We start from the raw sequence: 18723 nt of genomic DNA on the forward strand, positions 1-18723 counted from the left end.
GTATTAACTTTCCTACAAAACAAAATGACAATTGCTTTATGTAAACTGTAAAGTTTAATTGCAGCGCTACAAAGGTTGATTATTTATAATAAGATCTTTACTCGAAAACGTCCTATGCCTATGATCGGATAAATTTAGCTTAGGGACCAACTCATGACCGTTAAAAATACAGACTCTGCAGCAACACTCACTATTACCAGGCCAGATGATTGGCATGTACACTTACGTGATGGTGATCAATTAAAAGACACGGTTCGTGATATTAGCCGTTATATGGGTCGAGCAATTATTATGCCTAATTTAATGCCGCCAGCAACTTGTACAGATACGGCATTAGCATACAGAGAACGTATAATGGCTGCAGGCCCACAAGGCAATTTTGAGCCTTTAATGGTGCTATACCTTACAGATAAAACAACCCCAGATGAAATAATAAAAGCCAAAGCAACTGGCAAAATAGTTGCAGCAAAACTATATCCGGCAGGTGCAACAACAAATTCAGACTCAGGTGTTACCTCAATTAAAAATATTTACCCTGTTTTAGCTGCAATGCAAGACGTAGGCATGCTGCTTTTAATACACGGTGAGGTGACAGATTCGTCTATTGATATTTTTGACCGTGAAAAAATATTTATCGAAACGATTTTAGGTGATGTAGTAACTGACTTTCCTGAGCTAAAAATAGTACTTGAGCATATTACAACCAAAGATGCGGTAGAGTTTGTAACTAATGCGCCGGATAATGTTGCAGCAACAATTACTGCTCATCACTTACTGTACAATCGCAACCATATGCTGGCAGGGGGCATTCGCCCACATTATTACTGTTTACCTATTTTAAAACGTAATATTCACCAACATGCTTTAATGGCTGCTGCAGTAAGTGGTAATAAAAAATTCTTTTTAGGTACTGACTCAGCGCCTCATTATAAAGATAAAAAAGAAGCTGCGTGTGGTTGTGCAGGAGCTTATACCGCACATGCTGCTATTGAGTTATACGCAGAGGCATTTGAAGGCGCTGGTAAACTAGACAAACTGGAAGGCTTTGCAAGCTTTTTTGGACCAGACTTTTATGGCCTTGCACGTAATAAAGATACCATTACTTTAGAAAGAAGCCCGTGGCAAGTGCCTGCAAGTTATACGCTTGGCGACTCACAAGTAGTACCTATAAAGGCAGAGGATACAATTGACTGGCAAGTTAAGTAGCCTGGTTGCTCACAATACCTAAAATTTTTAAAGCCGTTTAGCTTAGCTAAGCGGCTTTTTCATTTTTTAAACGGAGTTTAAAGTTTAGGTAGAATCAGCTGGTAATTTTAGAAAAGCGCTTTAGATTTATTGTTAGATGATTATAGAAAATACTAAAGCGTTTAATAGTATTGCCAGCAAGGTGACAATTACAGGGTAAAATCTATATTTATTTGCTTTTAAATTAACCGTTTAAGAAAAAAAATCAGAAACAACGCATTATTGATAAATATTTTCTAATTAATAGAGCGAAATAAAATTTAATGTGCTAATCTTAACTTGCTTTGAGTTTTTGCCTAATGAATTTACGGATGTTGTGCTGCGTTTAAGGTTACCGGTTTGGTTATTACTTCTTCCTGTACTGTACCTCCATATTTTTGAGCATTGATTCAAGGAGGATATTGCCATAATAATATGGCTGAATTTTAATTATTGACTTACAGGAAAATTTAGTATGTCGGTTACTGGTAAAGTAAAGTTTTTCAACGAAGCTAAAGGCTTTGGTTTCATTGAACAAGAAAATGGTCCTGACGTGTTTGTACATTTCAGCGCAATCACTGGTTCTGGTTTTCGCACTCTTAGCGAAGGTCAAGCAGTGACATTCAGCATCAAGCAAGGTCAAAAAGGCCCTGAAGCTGAGAACGTAGAAGCAGCATAATTTATTATGTGAACCTTCGTTCAACGTGGTGAAACAGGCTACTGTTTCACCATAATTTTCTTTTTAAATAATTCACATTCTCGCAAATAAAATCCAAATTTTTACCTCCAAATATTAACCTCCAAATATTAACCTCTAAATATTTTAATTATCACTTATCAACTTAAACACTCTGTTGTTGTGCGTCATTTTAATAATTACAATTTTTAAAAATTCCATTACTCAATAAATAAAATCATTCTTTATGTATTTGCTATTTGTAGTTTAAATAACCACAAACACAGCAAATCATGGGTTATAAAGTTTAATGGTAATATTATTAAAAAAGATTAAATAGCTTCTTCACTGTGTTGAAAGTAACTTAAAAAGAGTAACTAATTTTTGTTTGTGCGCAGTTAATTTAAATCCCCCTTCGTTATTTACTCCCACTGAATTTAAAGCAGTTTTAATAAGCTGATACAAGGTCGTCAAAGTTATTAAAAGTAACTTGTGTACGCATGTAAGTTGCGTATGTAAGTGCTGCGAGCGTACAAAGGCGCTACAACAGGGTATTAAACTACCAGCCTCATAGTTTAAGGGGTAAGCACTCCTTAGCTTTAATGCTGTGTTAATCAATCCACATCACTTTAAATTAATAAAAAATGATCAGGCTATAGAATTAAATCATCACTAGCTGCGTTAAAAGTAATTTTTAGTCACCACACGAGCGTACTAAGTGAAAGTGATGGCAAAGTAATGATTCAGAACAACGAAATATAAAGCCTTGATTAAGAACAAGAGGCTTGCTCGTCATTAAAATAACCCTTTAAATTAAGCATATTAATATTATTGCCTTAGGGGATGTAGTAATTATCAACTACTCTCAAATAAGCCTGCAGATACCGCTTTAGTAGCAAACATTAAAAATAAACATTGTGCTAATAGGGTGGTAATGATTTATATTATTTTTGCATTTTAAAAAATGGATAAGCCATATTTATTGTTTGAATTCTACCTTTATGGTTAGTTTTTTATAATGTAATACACAATAGTTATTATGAAGTGGGTTGTAGATTATCTATGGTACAAATGAGTTTTCGTCTATAAAACGCTCAAAAGTTGTTAAAGATAAAATAATAGAAGGTTATTTATATTTTTTTTTTAGTCTCTAAATAGTTAACGTGAAATGTTATAATAATGTTTATTTTTAAGTTGTTAATTATGAATGTTGTTATTGCAAAAGGGTTTCATGAAAGTATTTGCGGTAAAGTGGTTGCAATAATGTTAATGTTATCGGGTTGGTATATTAAATAACTAGTTCATATGCATATTTATTTATAGGTAATGCTAAACATCAAGTTGACATGACTTACTGCATTTAGCATTATTGAAAGGTTGATATCTATTAAAAGATATCAGGGTTGTCTTCCTCTTGTAGGTTGATAATTAAATTATAAAAGTAACATTACTTAATTGGTTGGGAACTATGTCTGTTAAAATCAGAAAGAGTCTTGTAGCAACTGCGTTGGTTGGCGCATTTGCATTTGCAAGCAGCAATGTGATTGCAGATCCTTTGAATGACGTGCAACAAGCAGGTCAGCAAATTCAAAAGGCTGCAGTTAAGTCTCAAACTAAAATTGACAATGTATATGGTCAAACTCAAGAGCTAATAGCTGAGTACCGTAGCATCGTTGATGAGACTGAACTTATGAAAGTGTACAACGATCACGTAGCACGTTTGGTTGATGACCAAAACGCGTCTATTGAATCGTTTGACCGTCAAATAGCAACTATTGATAACACTAAACAAAACGTTGTGCCTCTGATGTATCGCATGATCGATACGCTTGAGCAATTCATCAAAGCGGACGTTCCATTTAATCTTGAAACGCGCTTAGGTCGTGTTGAAAGATTACGTGAAATCATGTCTTCTTCTTCTGTAACAACGTCTGAGAAATTCCGTCAAGTACTTGAAGCTTACACAGTAGAAACATCATACAGCTCAGCTGTAAATGCTTCACAAGGTACGCTTGATGTTGATGGCCGTAGCATTAACGTTGATATCGGTCGTTTAGGTCGTATTACTTATGTTGCGCAGTCTTTTGACTTAAAACATGCTTGGGTTTGGGATAACAACACTAAACAGTGGAAAGAATTAGGTGAAGAATACCTAAAATCTGTTAAAGAAGTGATCCGTATGGCACGTAAGCAAGCGACACTAGAACTTGTTAAACTACCAATTTTTGGCGCGGAGTAATCAATAATGAAGAAACTATTTAAAGGTTTTGCTGTTGCAGCAGTACTAACTGTTTCTGCAGGTACCGCGCTTAATGCACACGCAAATACGAATGCATTAGATAAAATTCTTGAGCAAGTAAAGCAAGAGCGTATCTCTGAAGGTAAAATCAATAAGCAACGTGAGCAAGAGTTCTTATCAGAACGTGCTGACAAGCAATCATTACTTAATAAAGCGAAAAGCCAATTAGCTGCTGAAAAGTCACGTGGCGATCGTTTAACTAAAGAATATGCACAAAACGAAAACACGCTAGCTGAGAAAGAGCAAGCACTACAAAATGCTCAAGGTACACTTGGTGAAATGTTTGGTGTTGTACGTCGTGCAGCTCAAGATGCTATCGGTTCTATCGAAGCGTCATTAGTAAGTGCTGAAAAGCCAGGTCGTGCTGAAGTATTACGTTCATTAGCTGCGGCTAAAGAGCTTCCTACAGTTCGTGAGTTAGAAGAGCTTTGGATTTCACTTCAAACTGAAATGACAGAGTCTGCTAAAGTTTCTACTTTTGAAACTGAAGTTGCTGGTCTTGACGGTAACCCGTCAATGAAAAAAGTAACACGTATTGGTAACTTTAACTTAGTTACAGATGACGGTTACTTAATTTATTCACCAGAAACAAAGTCGATTCAACCACTTGGTAAGCAGCCTGATAGCTACATTTTAGACGGTATTGCAGACCTTGAAAAAACATCACCTGACAACTATGCTGGTGTATATGTGGATCCAACACGTGGCGCGATTTTGCGTATTAACACTCAAAAAGCAACACTTATGGAATACTTCCATCAAGGTGGCGTAGTAGGTTACATAATTACTGCGTTGTTAGCTTTAGGTATGTTAATTACTCTAATTCGTTTTGTTGACCTTACGCTTACTACAAGCAAAATTAAGAGCCAACTTAAAAATGTTGCTACACCGAATACAAATAACCCATTGGGTCGTATTCTTAAAGTGTACCATGACAACAAGAATCAAGATGTTGAAAACCTTGAGCTTAAACTTGATGAAGCGATTCTTCGTGAAACGCCACGCATCGAAGCTGGTATCAACATTATCAAGATCCTTGCTGCAATCGCACCATTACTTGGTCTACTAGGTACAGTAATCGGTATGATATTAACGTTCCAAACAATCACATTGTTCGGTACGGGCGATCCGAAGATCATGGCTGGTAATATCTCTCTAGCACTTGTAACTACAGCGCTAGGTCTAATTGCTGCACTACCACTAATTCTACTTCACGCACTTGTAGCTGGTCGTAGTAAGTCGGTATTACACATCCTAGATGAGCAAAGCGCAGGTATCGTTGCGACTCACGCGGAGAAGGAGAAAGCCTAATGCTAGTCCTGATGGAGATATGGGAATCTATCAGGGATTTTGTTGGCACAGGCGGCCAGGTTTTATACGTGGTCGCGATAGCACTCTTTCTGATGTGGGTTTTAATGATTGAGCGCTATTGGTTCTTACTTGCAGAGTTTCCGCGTTTATCGCAAGAAATTATTGCAAAGTGGGATGCCCGCCAAGACACTACGTCTTGGTACGCACACAGAATCCGTGAAGCATGGATTTCTGAAGCGTCTGAAAAATTAGATCAGCGTATGTTGTTGATTAAAACATTAGTAGCTGTTTGTCCTTTAATAGGTTTGTTAGGTACTGTTACGGGTATGATTTCGGTTTTCGAAACCATGGCTAGTCAAGGTACTGGTAATGCACGATTAATGGCATCAGGTATTTCAATGGCAACAATCCCAACAATGGCTGGAATGGTTGCGGCACTATCTGGAGTGTTTTTTAGCTCACGTCTTGAGACAAAAGCTAAAATGGTGAAAGCCAAACTTGTAGATAACATGCCTCATCACTAGAGAGAGAATTAAATATGGCACGTAAACAACGTTTTCGTGAAGAAGAAGAAGCAGCGGTCGATATGACGCCGATGCTTGACATCGTATTTATCATGCTTATTTTCTTTATCGTAACTACATCGTTCGTTAAAGAGGCTGGTATCGAGGTCAATAAACCAAAAGCTGCCCAAGCTACTAAGCAAAAAAATGCTAACATTTTTATTGCTATACGTAGTAACGGCGAAATCTGGGTTGATAAACAACAAATTGATGTTGAACGTATTTCAGCAAAAATTGAAAGTTTATTAGCAGAGCAACCTACCGAAGTTGTGATTATACAAGCTGATAAAGAAGCTAAGCACGGCACGGTAGTTAAAGTGATGGACCAGATTAAAGCGACGGGTGATAACCTAAGAATTTCAATCGCTGGAGATCAGTAATGATTCGTTTTCTGTTTTCACTGATTGCAGGTGGGGCAGTTACTTTCGGCTTGTTCTACTTCATGGCATTCCTCATCTCTGGTGGGGCTGACCGTAATACTGAACAAAAAGAGCAGATCATAGTCGAAATAATGACGAATCCGCCTGAATCTAAGGTGCAGGAAAGAAGGCGTGTTCCGCCTCCTCCTCCTCCACCGCCTAAGCAGCCGCCTAAACCGCAGCCGCCACAGCCGGAAAATAACAACCCTAATCCTGGTGGATTGTCATTTAATATGCCAAGCATCGATGTGGGAAGCACGGCAGGTGGACTAAGTGGTCCGGGTGCATTTGGACGAGATGGTGATGCGACACCTATCGTTCGTATTGAACCAAAATATCCAACGCAAGCAGCACGTGATGGTAGAGAAGGTTGGGTTCAACTTTCGTTCACTATCGATGAGTTAGGTGGCGTGGTTGACGTTGATGTAATTGACGCTGACCCGAAACGTATCTTTGACCGTGAAGCTAAACGTGCATTGCGCAAGTGGAAGTACCGTCCTAAAATTATTGACGGTAAACCACAAAGACAAGTTGGTTTACAAGTTCAATTAGACTTTAAACTTAACCAAGGCAACTAAGGAGGCGAGTAATGAGAAATTTATCTAAAGTAACTGCTCTTGCAATTCTTATGTCTGTATCGGGTGCAGCTTTGACTGCACCTGTTTTAGCGGCGCCAAATTACGCAAAAATTGAAGAGCGTAAAAAAGCAAAAACTAAAATCATGGGCGAGCGTACTGGTAAAAAGGTAATTAAAGCGTTTGACTTGTATAATGAAGATGATGTTGATGGTGCACTTGCTTTACTTAAAGAGTTAGATCCGTCTAACGATTTTGACAAAGCAACTGTAAATCGTTACTTAGGTAGTATGTATGCTCAAAAAGAGCAATACAAAACAGCCATTAAGTATATGAAAGCAGCGATTGCACCAGATGTATTAAACTTTGCCGATCAAGCACAGGGTTTAAAAACCTTAGGTGATATGTATGCAGGTACTGAGCAATATAGTGCTGCAAAAAAAGCCTACGCTGATTGGATGGACTTTACAGGTGAAGAAGATCCGAAAGTTTATACTCGTATTGCGCAAGCAAGTTACGAACTTAAACAGTTTAAGGATGTTATAGAACCTGCAGATAAAGCGATTAAGCTTGAAAAAGAGCCAACAAAAGCTCCTTATCAACTTAAGCTAGCTTCATATTTTGAACAAAAGCAGTATCAAAATATGGTTCAAGTTGCAGAAGAAATCGTTCGTGTATGGCCAGATGATAAAAAATCTTGGGTAGGCTTAGGTAAGTATTACTTACAAACTGAAGACTACAAAAAAGGCCTAGCAACTATGGAAGTTGCATACAAAAACGGTTACTTTGAGAACGAAGTTGAATACAAAGTACTAGCTAACTTTTATTCTTTAAACGAAATACCTTATAAAGCAGCATTAACGCTTGAAAAAGGTGTTAAAGAAGAAAAAGTACAACGCACTAAGCAAAATATCAGTGCAATTGCTAGTAACTACCATCGTTCAAAAGATATTGAAAAAGCCGCTAAGTATTACGAAGAAGCTGCAAAATTTGATAACGATGCTGAGCTTTATCGCAAAGCCGGTTCGTTACTTTTACAATCTGAAAACTTTAGCGCTGCAGTTGTTCGTTTGAACAAAGCACTAGAGTTAGGCTCTGATAAAAAGGGCACTATTTATTCAGATTTAGCTGAAGCGTACTACTACCAAGCTAAGTATAAGCAAGCACATGCTGCAATTACTAAAGCTATGGATGACCCTCGCACGCGTAAGTTTGCAAAAGGTTGGGCTACATATATTAAAGATAAAGCCGCTCGCAACGGTGTTAAAATTTAATTTTTAATGTATATTAGCAATTTTTAAAAAGCCCCATTGGGGCTTTTTTTATTGGGATGAACATGAACAAAACGCTTATTTTTTCATTTTTACTTTGTCTATTTTTGGCCTCTTGCTCTAAGCAACCACAGCAGTACACATCGTTTGATGAAGCGCAGCACGCATTAAAATCGCTTAACTTAGCTTTATATCAGCCAAAAAATAGTAAACACACAGGGCTGCGTAGTGAGCAATTGCCTTTTACAGATGCGTATTTAAAAAAACGCCACGCTATTTATCAAAGCTTAATGCAAATGCAACTAACCAAGCAGCAAACTGAGCAGGTTAACTATCTTGTTATTGCAGAGCGTTTTCCTGAACGTTACTTTGCCTGGCCAGCACATACAAATGTTTTAGTTAATTTACTTAACTTAGCAAGTTCAGAGAGTGACTATCAAAATATAAGTAATTGGCTTGAATTTGTGCAGCGACAACTAGAAAGTGCGCAATTAAGCAATTTAAAGTTGAATAAAATTGAACACAATTTAATAAAAAATTATGTGCTTAGTGCACTAAGCGATAAAAACATACCCAATAGCTTATTAGCTCAACTTAATATTTTAAAAGATTATTTAGTGCAATATAGCCCCAGAGGAAGTGTCGGGCTATATGGTTTAGCTAATGGCAGTGAGTGGTATCAAAGTAAGCTAAACTATTTTAGTGGTACAGTGCACTCTCCGCTAGAGTGGCTTACTATTATAAATGAGCAGTTAAAAGAGGAAAGTACACAACCAGCCAATCAGGAGGTTAGCCAAATTTATCCACAGTCATTTTTGGTGCAATTTACTAATGGGGATAAAGAGGTACCAGGTTTAGATTGGTTGTCGGGGTTTAGAAACTTACCCGCTATAGCTGAAAACAAATCACTTTTAGCGCAGCAAAAAACGCTAATGTTAGCAATGATGGAAACTGATGTTGGATTGCATATTCATGCGTGGACCTTGCCACAGGCAAAGGTTAACTTAATAAAGCGTTTAAACATTAGCGAAATAGATGCAACAAGATTAGTTAAAAATATAGTGCTTTACCCTGGGCAGGCATTTAGCTTTGCTCAGCAATTACTTTAACTGCTCCAGCGACTTAACGTTGCTCAATGTGCGCTTTATTTAGCGCACTGTTCACAACGTTGTGTAGCTGGATCTAATTCGAGTAATGCTGTGGTTATAGGCTCTTCACAATCACAGCAATAACCGTACTGACCTATCTCAATTTGACTCACAGCAGCCTCTAAAGTGGTCATTCGTTGAATATATTCACCGTATTCGGGACCTAGTTTTTGCGCCGCCAAATCGAGCCACTCTGCATTGACTGTTTGCGTTAATAAAGATAATAAATGCTGATGAGATAGATGCGCTGATTGAGAAAGTAAGTTTAATATAGTTAATTTTACTTCCTCTATTTCATTAATTAACCTTTGCTGATGTTGCATCGTGTATAACCCCTTTATAATTAGCATTGAGCAATAGGGGTATTATCTAGGTAGATTTACTTACGCGTTATGATTTGCATCAAACTGTGGCGCTTTGGCATACTTACTTAGTACCTCTGCGACATCTTCTTTGGCCTTTAACCGGCGGATCTCGTCAAATAATGTTATTGCCTGTGGGTACTGACGCTTTAAGTAGCCTAACCACTGCTTAGTACGCGATGCAAAGTACTTTTCATCTTTAGCCGGGTCGTGATGAATAGCAGAATTTATTAAATGATAAAGAATATGCTCCCACTCGAGCCCTACATAATCTTCATTATTTATATTCGCTTTAATCTTTTTTGCTAAATCGGGATGAGATAACGCACCACGACCAAGCATTAAGTCGGTACAACCACTGCGTTTTTGGCACAACATAGCATCAGCTACTTGCCATATTTCGCCATTGGCCACAACCGCAATATCTTTATCTTTAATTAAAGGTGGGATCTTTTCCCAATAAGCAGGTGGGTTATAGCCATCACGTTTAGTGCGAGCATGAATTGCAATACTACTTGCACCAGCGCTGACAACAGCATCTACTATTTCTTGGCTGTTACTGTCATCATCAAAACCAAGACGAATTTTTGCACTCACTTGATGCTTGCTATCAACGGCGTCTCTTACCGCTTTAATTATTTCATACATGTGCTCGGGATCTTTAAGCAGTACAGCTCCGCCTTTACTTTTATTAACAGTTTTTGCAGGGCAGCCAAAATTTAGGTCTATGCCATGGGAGCCCAAACTAATTGCTTTAACTGCATTTTCTGCAAGCGCACCTGCAACTTGACCTAATAACTGAATGCGTACCGGTGTACCAGCACTAGTGAGGCCATTATTGCTAAGTTCAGGACAGTAACGATAAAAAACTTTATCAGGTAAGCAAGCATCAACAACACGCACAAACTCAGTCACACATAAGTCAAAACCACCTATATTGGTAAGAAGTTGGCGCATTTTGAAGTCAACAACACCTTCCATCGGTGCTAAAACAAGTTTCATAGAAAGATTAATTATGGCTAAATAAAGGGATGTGTAGTGTAACCGTTAATCATAAATTGATAAATCCGTAATTACCGCGCATAGTTACTTTAGCCAAAAAGTTTACAATTAATTAAACTAAAATGAAATTTTTTATTTTTATACAGGTCTACTTAAATACATACTCGTATTTTCCAATTCTTTGGTTATACAATCTTATTAAAAAGAGAGTCATATAATGAATACAATCAAAAAAAGTTCAATCGCGTTAACACTAGGTGCAGTTGTTGTTGGCTCTGCAAGCTTTGTATCTGTGGATGTGCAAGCCAATCCTTTTGAGTTTCAACAAATGGTTACCGGCTATCAAATAGATGCTACCGAAGGTAAGTGTGGCGAAGGTAAATGTGGCGGCGAAGCAAAAGCTAAAAAAGAAGGCAAATGTGGCGAAGCTAAATGCGGCGCAGATGCAAAAGCTAAAAAAGAAGGCAAATGTGGCGAAGCTAAATGCGGCGCAGACGCAAAAGCTAAAAAAGAAGGCAAATGTGGCGAAGCTAAATGTGGCGCAGATGCAAAAGCTAAAAAAGAAGGCAAATGTGGCGAAGCTAAATGCGGCGCAGATGCAAAAGCTAAAAAAGAAGGCAAATGTGGCGAAGCTAAATGCGGCGCAGATGCAAAAGCTAAAAAAGAAGGCAAATGTGGCGAAGCTAAATGCGGCGCAGATGCAAAAGCTAAAAAAGAAGGCAAATGTGGCGAAGCTAAATGCGGCGCAGATGCAAAAGCTAAAAAAGAAGGCAAATGTGGCGAAGCTAAATGCGGCGCAGATGCAAAAGCTAAAAAAGAAGGCAAATGTGGCGAAGCTAAATGCGGCGCAGATGCAAAAGCTAAAAAAGAAGGCAAATGTGGCGAAGCTAAATGCGGCGCAGATGCAAAAGCTAAAAAAGAAGGCAAATGTGGCGAAGCTAAATGCGGCGCAGATGCAAAAGCTAAAAAAGAAGGCAAATGTGGCGAAGCTAAAAGTGACGTAGATGCAAAAGCCAAAAAAGAAGGCAAGTGTGGTGAAGGTAAGTGTGGCGGTCATTAAAATTTATTAAAGTAGAATAACTTTACTTCAGGTTAAATACTTTAATACCATATAGAATAAAGGGCCGGTTGGCCCTTTTTGTTGGGAGTGGTTATGACACAAATTATAAATACTGACTTAGGTATGGTTGGTTTAGGCTTACGCAGAGAAATGCTTGACGAGTTACTAATGCATGTACCTAAACAAGTCGATTTTATGGAAGTTGCTCCAGAAAATTGGCTGAAATTAGGTGGGCGTTTTAAAAAACAATTTAAAGCATTAACCAGTGCTAATAGTTTTGCTTGTCATGGCTTATCGCTCTCAATTGGCTCAACTGCGCCAATTGATATTGAATTTGTAAAATCACTTAAAAAGTTTTTTGATGAACATGATGTAAAAATTTACAGCGAGCACTTAAGTTACTGCTCTGGCACTGGGCATATGTACGATTTAATGCCTATTCCGTTTACTTTAGAAGCGATTGCTCATGTAGTGCCGCGTATCAAACAAGTACAAGATATATTAGGGCGCCAAATTGCTATAGAAAATGTGTCTTATTACGCAGCCCCAGGGCAGAAAATGTCAGAGCTGGCGTTTACTAATGCTATTTTAGAGCAAGCTGATTGTAAGCTGTTACTCGATGTGAATAATATTTATGTGAACTCAGTAAACCATGGTTATGACGCCGAAGCCTTTTTAACCGGATTACCTACACAGCGCATTGCTTACGGCCATGTAGCTGGGCATTACAATGAAGCAGATGATCTAATTGTAGATACTCATGGTGCAGATGTAATTGACCCAGTTTGGCAGTTACTCGATAAAGCGTACCAAACTCACGGTGTATTTTCGACGTTGCTCGAGCGAGATTTTAATATACCGACCATTAATGTATTAACCAAAGAGCTAGATATTATTCATAACCTGCAAGCAAAATACCTTGATAAATCATTAATCAAACAGCGAGCTTAATAAGCATGTCTGAACCTAGAGTGCCTGCAAAAGGAGTATTTAGTTATGAGCTTTATTGAAATACAAAACGAATTTATGGCGCATATTCGCAAACCCAGCCAAAATAAAAAGCCGCAAGGAATTGAAGATAGACGCATGGCGATTTACCGCGATTTATTTTTTAATAATATTGTTGGGTTTATTTCGTCAGGTTTTCCGGTGTTAAAAACCTTATACAGCGATAAACAATGGCAAATGCTTATTCGCCGATTTTTTAGTGAATATGATTGTCACTCACCGTATTTTTTAGATATAGCAGGGGAGTTCATTAATTATTTATCAAGTAATTATGAGATGCAAAAATATGATCCGCCATTTATGCTCGAGCTTGCCCATTATGAATGGATTGAATTAGATGTAGCTATTACACAGCAGGCTGAAAATGAGCAACTCATAGCGTCTGATCAGGTTGCTTCTGCGCGTTTGTACTTATCAAGTACTGCACGTAATTTAAGTTACCAATTTGCGGTGCAAACAATAAGTACACAGTTTCAGCCGCAACAACCATCAGCACAGCCAAATTATTTTGTTGTATATCGCGATGGCGATGATGAAGTTCAATTTTTAACAACTAATGCTATGACAGCCTTGTTATTATCGATTATAAGTGAGCATGATGGTTTGATACTCGATACTATTTGCGAGCAAGTAACCCGCCATGCTGTGCAGTTTAGCGCTGCACAAATTGCCCAAGGCGCACTTGTTACTTTACGTGCCATGGCTGAGCTTGGGATTATAGTGACAAAAAATCAAGCTTAAGCTCTTTATAGATTATTTTACATCGTTTATTATGACGCCCTTATGTGTCGTGCTTAATAAAAGGTTGTAAAAATGTCAGATGATAAAGAATTTAAAGATCCGTTCAATGCAGCGTACTTTTTTGGCTTCGTAGCTATATTTGTAGGTATTGGTTGCTTAAATGCAATTGTTGGCTGGTTTGCTGTGTTATCTTAATTATTTATCTCAAGGCTGTTGTTACCAACAGCCTTATTTATAAAACTTCCCCTCGACTGAAACGGTTAAAACACCTTTTATAATAACGTCAAACTCGCAATCAAAGGTCACTTAAGGTTATAATCAGCTGCTTTGTAATATAAACCATTGAGCAGTTAAAATTATGACTCAAGTAACACCAGCAATTATCAAAAACAGCATAACTACTATTGCTGATTACCCTAAAGCGGGCATTATGTTTCGCGATGTAACTACACTAATGGCAAACCCAGATGCATTTAAAGCGACTATCGATGCTTTTATTGCTGCATATAAAGATCAGGGCTTTACCAAAATTATTGGTACTGAATCACGAGGTTTTATTTTTGGTGCACCCTTGTCTTATGCTTTGGGTATTCCATTTATTCCAGTGCGTAAGCCTGGCAAACTGCCGCGTGAAGTTGTTCGTCAAGACTACCTACTTGAATATGGCGAAGACACATTAGAACTGCATGTAGATGCTATCGTTCCAGGTGACAAAGTATTGCTTGTGGATGACTTACTAGCAACCGGTGGTACTATTGAAGCAACCATTAAATTAGTGCAAAAATTAGGTGGCGAAGCCACTGATGCAGCATTTGTTGTTTCATTACCAGAGCTTGGTGGTGAAAAGCGTATCGCAAAAATGGGTATTAAAATCCTAAAATTGGTTGAATTCGAAGGCGAGTAATCGATGAGTTATCAGGTTCTAGCGAGAAAATGGCGTCCACAAACCTTTCATGAATTGGTTGGACAGTCTCATGTTAAACAAGCGCTGGTTAATGCGCTAACGCAAAATAGACTGCACCACGCTTATTTATTCACTGGAACCCGAGGTGTGGGTAAAACCACAATAGCGCGTATTTTTGCTAAAAGCTTAAATTGTGATGAAGGCATTTCGGCAAATCCGTGTGGTCAATGTAGTAGCTGTAAAGATATAGAAGCAGGACGTTACATTGACCTACTCGAAATAGATGCAGCTTCGCGCACTAAAGTAGAAGATACTCGCGAAATACTCGATAACGTACAATACGCGCCTACACGGGGCCGTTATAAAGTATACCTAATCGATGAAGTTCACATGCTTTCTAAGCACAGCTTTAATGCGCTACTAAAAACGTTGGAAGAGCCGCCTGAGCACGTGAAGTTTTTACTTGCGACTACCGATCCACAAAAGCTACCTGTCACTATATTATCTCGTTGCTTACAATTTAACTTAAATGCGTTATCGCAAAGTGAAATAAAAACTCAGCTTGAACACGTACTGACGTATGAAAAACTGAACTTTGACGACGATGCTTTGCGCATTATTGCCAAATCCGCAGACGGTAGTATGCGAGATGCACTTAGCTTAACCGATCAAGCTATAGCGCAAACTAATGGTGATATTAATAACCAAGCTGTACAAACTATGCTTGGTTTAATGGACACCCATTATAGCCAAAGTTTACTAGCCGCGTTACTTGCCCAAGATGGCGCAGCGCTAATGAAAGAAGTAGCTAATGTTGCTAGCAGAAATCCTAATTATGTGGCCTTACTAGATGATTTAATTGCATTAACGCATTTGACACAGTTAAGCCAATTAGTGCCTGAAGCTGCCGCCCTTGATGAAACAAATGCCGATTACATCACGCATGTTGCTCAAAATACAAATCCACAGCAAATTCAAATTTACTATCAGCTCCTGTTAAACGGTAAAAAAGATCTACAATGGGCGCCAGAGCCTCGTTTAGGCTTTGAAATGATTATGCTGAGGCTGTTAGCGTTTCAGCCAATTGATACACAAAGTCAGCAACCAGTAGCTGTAAATACACAGCCGGTGCAAAGTAATACGACAAAGGCCAGTGCCTTACGTGATATTTTAAATAAAAGTAAACCGCTACCAAGCACAGCTCAAATTAATGATACAACGCAACCACAAATTATTGAGCCAAAACCAGCTGAGGTCGCTAAGCTATCAGAGCCGCAAAACGTAGCGCCCGATCCACTTAATAATAACTCTAGTACAACGCAGCAGGTTTCAACTGCGGTACCAGCAGTTGATCAAGCAGTAGAGCCAACAATTGTGTCGGCTGTGCCAAATGAAGCGGCGAGTGAGCAATTAGTAACTCAGCAACATCAGCATACAAATGACGTTACTGACGAGCAAGCCCAGCGTCAAAGCGAAGATGAAGCCTACTTACAGCAAAGTAATTTAGAGCACTCATTAGCTGCACAGTTTGATGATGTTATTAGTAGTGCGGTTGATCAAGGGTTTAACCCTGCAACAAATACGGCAGCGCAAGCTCAGCAAAGCCAAGCAACAGACACCTCAATTAGCGAACAAGAAGCGCGAGCGCAATCTGCTATTGCACGTATTTTAAGAGATAGAAATATATCGGGTGCGGGTAAGCTCTCAAATGCAAAAGAGACGGAGCAGCAAAATACAGCAAATTTAAGCTCTGCTAACACTCGCCCGAGTCGTTTTACAGCTAATAGCAGTAACAGCAATGAGCAAAATGTTACAACAAATAGCGATGCAATTGATCACAGTAGAGCTAACAATAATGCGCAGCAAACACACGCAGATAATCCGCCGCCGTGGCCTAATGATTTCGCAGGTGAGAGCGAAAAAAAGCCACAGCTCCCACTAGCGGGGAGCCAAAACAAGGCAGCAAGCCAAGCTCAGTTTGAGTCAAAGCCTGAGCGAAAAATAGACTTTAAAGCAAAGCACCAAACAATTACCGAAAATTTAGCCCCTGAGTTACTTGAGCAAATTAACCCGCAAAAAGTACCCGAAGTTGTTGTAGCGCAGCCTAGCATTCCAGCGCCTGATGATTTTCAAAGCCCAATAAGCGAAATTCGCTTTGCGCATCAGCAAGACGAGTGGGCATATTTAATTAAACGCATGGGATTAGGCGGGCGTATGCGCCAGTTTGCGTTGCACTCTATTTTTACTAAGCAAGGCAATAATTTGCATATAGATGTTGATGAATCACAAAAACATTTAGATACGCCCATGCTACGCCAAAGACTTGATGCGGTGTTATCCAGTATTTATGAGCACAATGTAACACTGAGTATTAATTTTGCTAAAGGGGTGATTGATTCGCCTTACTTAATTCAGCAAAAAATTGATGCAGGTCGTCATCAGCAAGCAATAGATGTGATCACCTCAGACGATAATATAGTACAATTTCAGCAGCTATTTAGCGCCGAAATTGACGAAAACAGCATTCAGGCATTGTAATTTATTACAACAGCCCTTATTTAGTAACCTAGTTAATGTATTAAAAAAGAAAGAGAGAAAGTTATGTTTAAAGGTGGAATGGGTAACATGATGAAGCAGGCGCAGCAAATGCAAGATCGCATGCAAAAAGCCCAAGACGAAATTGCAACATTAGAAGTTGTAGGCGAAGCCGGTGCCGGTTTAGTTAAAGTAACTATGCTAGGTAATCACAACGTTCGTCGCGTAGAGCTTGATGAGAGCTTAATGCAAGACGACAAAGACATGATTGAAGACTTACTTGCAGCTGCATGTAACGATGCTGTACGCCGTGTAGCAGACGAAACACAAGAGCGTATGGGTAAAGTAACTGGCGGTATGCAATTACCACCAGGTATGAAAATGCCGTTTTAAGCCTATATGCAACTTTCAGCTAGTTTAACTCAGCTTATAGAAGCATTGCGTTGTCAGCCGGGCATTGGCCCTAAGTCAGCGCAACGAATTGCTTTTCACTTGCTAGAGCGCGACCGTAAAGGGGGCACTCAACTTGGCAATGCACTGACAAAAGCTATGACGGCGGTTGGTCATTGTGAGTCATGTCGCACTTTTTGCGAGCAGTCGCAGTGCGATATTTGTTTAAGTACTAAACGCCAAGACAGCGGCATATTATGTGTTGTTGAATCGCCAAGCGACGTACTTGCTATAGAGCAAACGGGTCAATATTTAGGGTTGTACTTTGTATTAATGGGGCATTTATCGCCTATTGATGGTATTGGCCCTAAAGAAATTGGCCTAGATGTTTTAGAGACAAAGCTGGCTCAAAGCGGTATAAGTGAGGTGATTTTAGCAACCAACCCTACGGTTGAAGGCGAAACCACCGCACATTATATTGCCCAGCTTTGTCATAAATACAAAGTAGGTGCCTCGCGTATTGCCCATGGCATACCGGTAGGTGGTGAGCTTGACTTAGTCGACGGGACAACGTTAATGCATGCCTTTAGTGGCAGACGAGCGGTAACACAAGACTGAACTAGCACGGCTATTTGAATAACTAAATCAGCCCACATAACTTATGTTGTGTCGGCTGATTAATTTTCGCTTTAATTAATAGCATTATAACCGCGTAAGACGCTTAGGATAAATTTTGGTTAAGAGATTTACTCACGTATTGAATCATAGTTATATTTAAGTTTATTATCCGGAGCTCAGGTTACATAGGCTGACTAAGCAACCGCTGAGATTGGACTATAACTAGAGTGACGAACTATACGTTTAATAACTCTCTCTGTTAATAGCAGTGTATCGGTTAACGCGTAATGGTGACGACTTTTCACTTGGGCAATCTGCAAACCTTTAGCAGCAATCATTGCCTCATTAATCTTAGTAAACCCATCAGATTTACCCTGTATATCGCTTGTACGATATACATCGTAACCAAGTAAACTTGTTCCTGCTGCAATACGATCTGCATTTTTATCGATTACTTAACGAGAAAACCCTGTGATCTTTAGCCGCTGGGTAGTTCACTCCATATCCATATCCATATCCATATGCGCTGCTCGCATTAGCCGTGGCTGAAACTAACGCCACAACGATTGCTGCACTTAATAAGCTATCGTTTTTATCATTTTATACCTTAAGGCTCT

19 protein-coding genes are annotated in these 18723 nt (G+C 39.0%); 17 read left to right on the forward strand and 2 right to left on the reverse strand.

The features are described from left to right. Window positions 1-153: 153 nt before the first annotated feature. From pyrC to PNIG_RS06445, 9 genes are all read left to right on the forward strand, one after another. On the forward strand, window positions 154-1206 hold the full coding sequence (gene pyrC, locus PNIG_RS06400) for a dihydroorotase (protein WP_086993324.1): 1053 nt from the start codon (window positions 154-156) through the stop codon (window positions 1204-1206). 493 nt (window positions 1207-1699) lie between these two features. Further along, complete coding sequence (locus PNIG_RS06405) at window positions 1700-1903, forward strand: cold-shock protein (RefSeq protein ID WP_002961702.1); 204 nt, start codon at window positions 1700-1702, stop codon at window positions 1901-1903. A 1465-nt stretch (window positions 1904-3368) separates the two neighbouring features. Continuing rightward, on the forward strand, window positions 3369-4139 hold the full coding sequence (locus PNIG_RS06415) for a DUF3450 domain-containing protein (protein WP_058373057.1): 771 nt from the start codon (window positions 3369-3371) through the stop codon (window positions 4137-4139). Between the two features lie 6 nt (window positions 4140-4145). After that, window positions 4146-5510, forward strand: coding sequence for a MotA/TolQ/ExbB proton channel family protein (locus tag PNIG_RS06420; protein ID WP_086993326.1), 1365 nt, complete (start codon window positions 4146-4148; stop codon window positions 5508-5510). Further along, entirely contained in the window at window positions 5510-6034 is a 525-nt protein-coding gene (locus tag PNIG_RS06425; RefSeq protein ID WP_011327873.1) for a MotA/TolQ/ExbB proton channel family protein, read from the forward strand. The genes PNIG_RS06420 and PNIG_RS06425 overlap by 1 nt, the downstream gene beginning before the upstream one ends. A gap of 14 nt (window positions 6035-6048) precedes the next feature. Then, on the forward strand, window positions 6049-6453 hold the full coding sequence (locus PNIG_RS06430; protein WP_007583867.1) for an ExbD/TolR family protein: 405 nt from the start codon (window positions 6049-6051) through the stop codon (window positions 6451-6453). After that, window positions 6453-7070, forward strand: coding sequence for an energy transducer TonB (locus tag PNIG_RS06435; protein WP_089368026.1), 618 nt, complete (start codon window positions 6453-6455; stop codon window positions 7068-7070). Before PNIG_RS06430 ends, PNIG_RS06435 begins: the two co-directional genes overlap by 1 nt. An 11-nt stretch (window positions 7071-7081) precedes the next feature. Next, the gene (locus PNIG_RS06440; RefSeq protein ID WP_011327876.1) at window positions 7082-8341 is read left to right on the forward strand and encodes a tetratricopeptide repeat protein; all 1260 of its coding nucleotides are present in this window, start codon (window positions 7082-7084) and stop codon (window positions 8339-8341) included. 62 nt (window positions 8342-8403) lie between these two features. Next, the gene (locus tag PNIG_RS06445) at window positions 8404-9447 is read left to right on the forward strand and encodes a hypothetical protein (RefSeq protein WP_089368027.1); all 1044 of its coding nucleotides are present in this window, start codon (window positions 8404-8406) and stop codon (window positions 9445-9447) included. A gap of 35 nt (window positions 9448-9482) precedes the next feature. On the opposite strand, the gene PNIG_RS06450 is transcribed toward PNIG_RS06445, so the two are convergent. Then, entirely contained in the window at window positions 9483-9809 is a 327-nt protein-coding gene (locus PNIG_RS06450) for a conjugal transfer protein TraR (protein ID WP_089368028.1), read from the reverse strand. 60 nt (window positions 9810-9869) lie between these two features. Beyond that, window positions 9870-10850: a tRNA-dihydrouridine synthase gene (locus tag PNIG_RS06455; RefSeq protein WP_089368029.1), complete on the reverse strand. Its 981-nt coding sequence runs from the start codon at window positions 10848-10850 to the stop codon at window positions 9870-9872. A 217-nt stretch (window positions 10851-11067) separates the two neighbouring features. Here PNIG_RS06455 and PNIG_RS20370 point away from each other — a divergent pair, with 217 nt between their 5' ends. The 8 genes from PNIG_RS20370 to recR all read left to right on the forward strand — a co-directional run bounded on the left by PNIG_RS20370 (window position 11068) and on the right by recR (window position 18106). Next, window positions 11068-11910: an HvfA family oxazolone/thioamide-modified RiPP metallophore gene (locus PNIG_RS20370; RefSeq protein WP_089368030.1), complete on the forward strand. Its 843-nt coding sequence runs from the start codon at window positions 11068-11070 to the stop codon at window positions 11908-11910. Between the two features lie 93 nt (window positions 11911-12003). Beyond that, the gene (locus tag PNIG_RS06465) at window positions 12004-12861 is read left to right on the forward strand and encodes an HvfB family MNIO-type RiPP peptide maturase (RefSeq protein WP_440589481.1); all 858 of its coding nucleotides are present in this window, start codon (window positions 12004-12006) and stop codon (window positions 12859-12861) included. Window positions 12862-12906: 45 nt separating this feature from the next. Beyond that, complete coding sequence (locus tag PNIG_RS06470) at window positions 12907-13659, forward strand: HvfC family RiPP maturation protein (protein WP_011327882.1); 753 nt, start codon at window positions 12907-12909, stop codon at window positions 13657-13659. A gap of 72 nt (window positions 13660-13731) precedes the next feature. Continuing rightward, window positions 13732-13854: a hypothetical protein gene (locus PNIG_RS20265; protein WP_011327883.1), complete on the forward strand. Its 123-nt coding sequence runs from the start codon at window positions 13732-13734 to the stop codon at window positions 13852-13854. A gap of 163 nt (window positions 13855-14017) precedes the next feature. Then, on the forward strand, window positions 14018-14563 hold the full coding sequence (gene apt, locus PNIG_RS06475) for an adenine phosphoribosyltransferase (RefSeq protein ID WP_011327884.1): 546 nt from the start codon (window positions 14018-14020) through the stop codon (window positions 14561-14563). 3 nt (window positions 14564-14566) lie between these two features. Further along, window positions 14567-17101 carry a DNA polymerase III subunit gamma/tau gene (gene dnaX, locus PNIG_RS06480; RefSeq protein WP_089368031.1) on the forward strand — a complete coding sequence of 845 codons (2535 nt, stop codon included), beginning with the start codon at window positions 14567-14569 and terminating at the stop codon, window positions 17099-17101. A gap of 63 nt (window positions 17102-17164) precedes the next feature. Next, window positions 17165-17491, forward strand: a complete 327-nt coding sequence (locus PNIG_RS06485) for a YbaB/EbfC family nucleoid-associated protein (RefSeq protein ID WP_011327886.1) — start codon at window positions 17165-17167, stop codon at window positions 17489-17491. 6 nt (window positions 17492-17497) lie between these two features. Then, window positions 17498-18106, forward strand: a complete 609-nt coding sequence (recR, locus tag PNIG_RS06490; RefSeq protein ID WP_011327887.1) for a recombination mediator RecR — start codon at window positions 17498-17500, stop codon at window positions 18104-18106. Window positions 18107-18723 lie beyond the last annotated feature (617 nt).

Origin of the sequence: Pseudoalteromonas nigrifaciens (genome assembly GCF_002221505.1) — a bacterium.
GTDB classification, from domain to species: domain Bacteria; phylum Pseudomonadota; class Gammaproteobacteria; order Enterobacterales; family Alteromonadaceae; genus Pseudoalteromonas; species Pseudoalteromonas nigrifaciens.

Bases quoted from the DNA above. Each gene is read 5' to 3' on its own strand.
- pyrC (WP_086993324.1), top strand. From the start codon at position 154: ATGACCGTTAAAAATACAGACTCTGCAGCAACACTCACTATTACCAGG.
- PNIG_RS06405 (WP_002961702.1), top strand. From the start codon at position 1,700: ATGTCGGTTACTGGTAAAGTAAAGTTTTTCAACGAAGCTAAAGGCTTT.
- PNIG_RS06415 (WP_058373057.1), top strand. From the start codon at position 3,369: ATGTCTGTTAAAATCAGAAAGAGTCTTGTAGCAACTGCGTTGGTTGGC.
- PNIG_RS06420 (WP_086993326.1), top strand. From the start codon at position 4,146: ATGAAGAAACTATTTAAAGGTTTTGCTGTTGCAGCAGTACTAACTGTT.
- PNIG_RS06425 (WP_011327873.1), top strand. From the start codon at position 5,510: ATGCTAGTCCTGATGGAGATATGGGAATCTATCAGGGATTTTGTTGGC.
- PNIG_RS06430 (WP_007583867.1), top strand. From the start codon at position 6,049: ATGGCACGTAAACAACGTTTTCGTGAAGAAGAAGAAGCAGCGGTCGAT.
- PNIG_RS06435 (WP_089368026.1), top strand. From the start codon at position 6,453: ATGATTCGTTTTCTGTTTTCACTGATTGCAGGTGGGGCAGTTACTTTC.
- PNIG_RS06440 (WP_011327876.1), top strand. From the start codon at position 7,082: ATGAGAAATTTATCTAAAGTAACTGCTCTTGCAATTCTTATGTCTGTA.
- PNIG_RS06445 (WP_089368027.1), top strand. From the start codon at position 8,404: ATGAACAAAACGCTTATTTTTTCATTTTTACTTTGTCTATTTTTGGCC.
- PNIG_RS06450 (WP_089368028.1), bottom strand. From the start codon at position 9,809: ATGCAACATCAGCAAAGGTTAATTAATGAAATAGAGGAAGTAAAATTA.
- PNIG_RS06455 (WP_089368029.1), bottom strand. From the start codon at position 10,850: ATGAAACTTGTTTTAGCACCGATGGAAGGTGTTGTTGACTTCAAAATG.
- PNIG_RS20370 (WP_089368030.1), top strand. From the start codon at position 11,068: ATGAATACAATCAAAAAAAGTTCAATCGCGTTAACACTAGGTGCAGTT.
- PNIG_RS06465 (WP_440589481.1), top strand. From the start codon at position 12,004: ATGACACAAATTATAAATACTGACTTAGGTATGGTTGGTTTAGGCTTA.
- PNIG_RS06470 (WP_011327882.1), top strand. From the start codon at position 12,907: ATGAGCTTTATTGAAATACAAAACGAATTTATGGCGCATATTCGCAAA.
- PNIG_RS20265 (WP_011327883.1), top strand. From the start codon at position 13,732: ATGTCAGATGATAAAGAATTTAAAGATCCGTTCAATGCAGCGTACTTT.
- apt (WP_011327884.1), top strand. From the start codon at position 14,018: ATGACTCAAGTAACACCAGCAATTATCAAAAACAGCATAACTACTATT.
- dnaX (WP_089368031.1), top strand. From the start codon at position 14,567: ATGAGTTATCAGGTTCTAGCGAGAAAATGGCGTCCACAAACCTTTCAT.
- PNIG_RS06485 (WP_011327886.1), top strand. From the start codon at position 17,165: ATGTTTAAAGGTGGAATGGGTAACATGATGAAGCAGGCGCAGCAAATG.
- recR (WP_011327887.1), top strand. From the start codon at position 17,498: ATGCAACTTTCAGCTAGTTTAACTCAGCTTATAGAAGCATTGCGTTGT.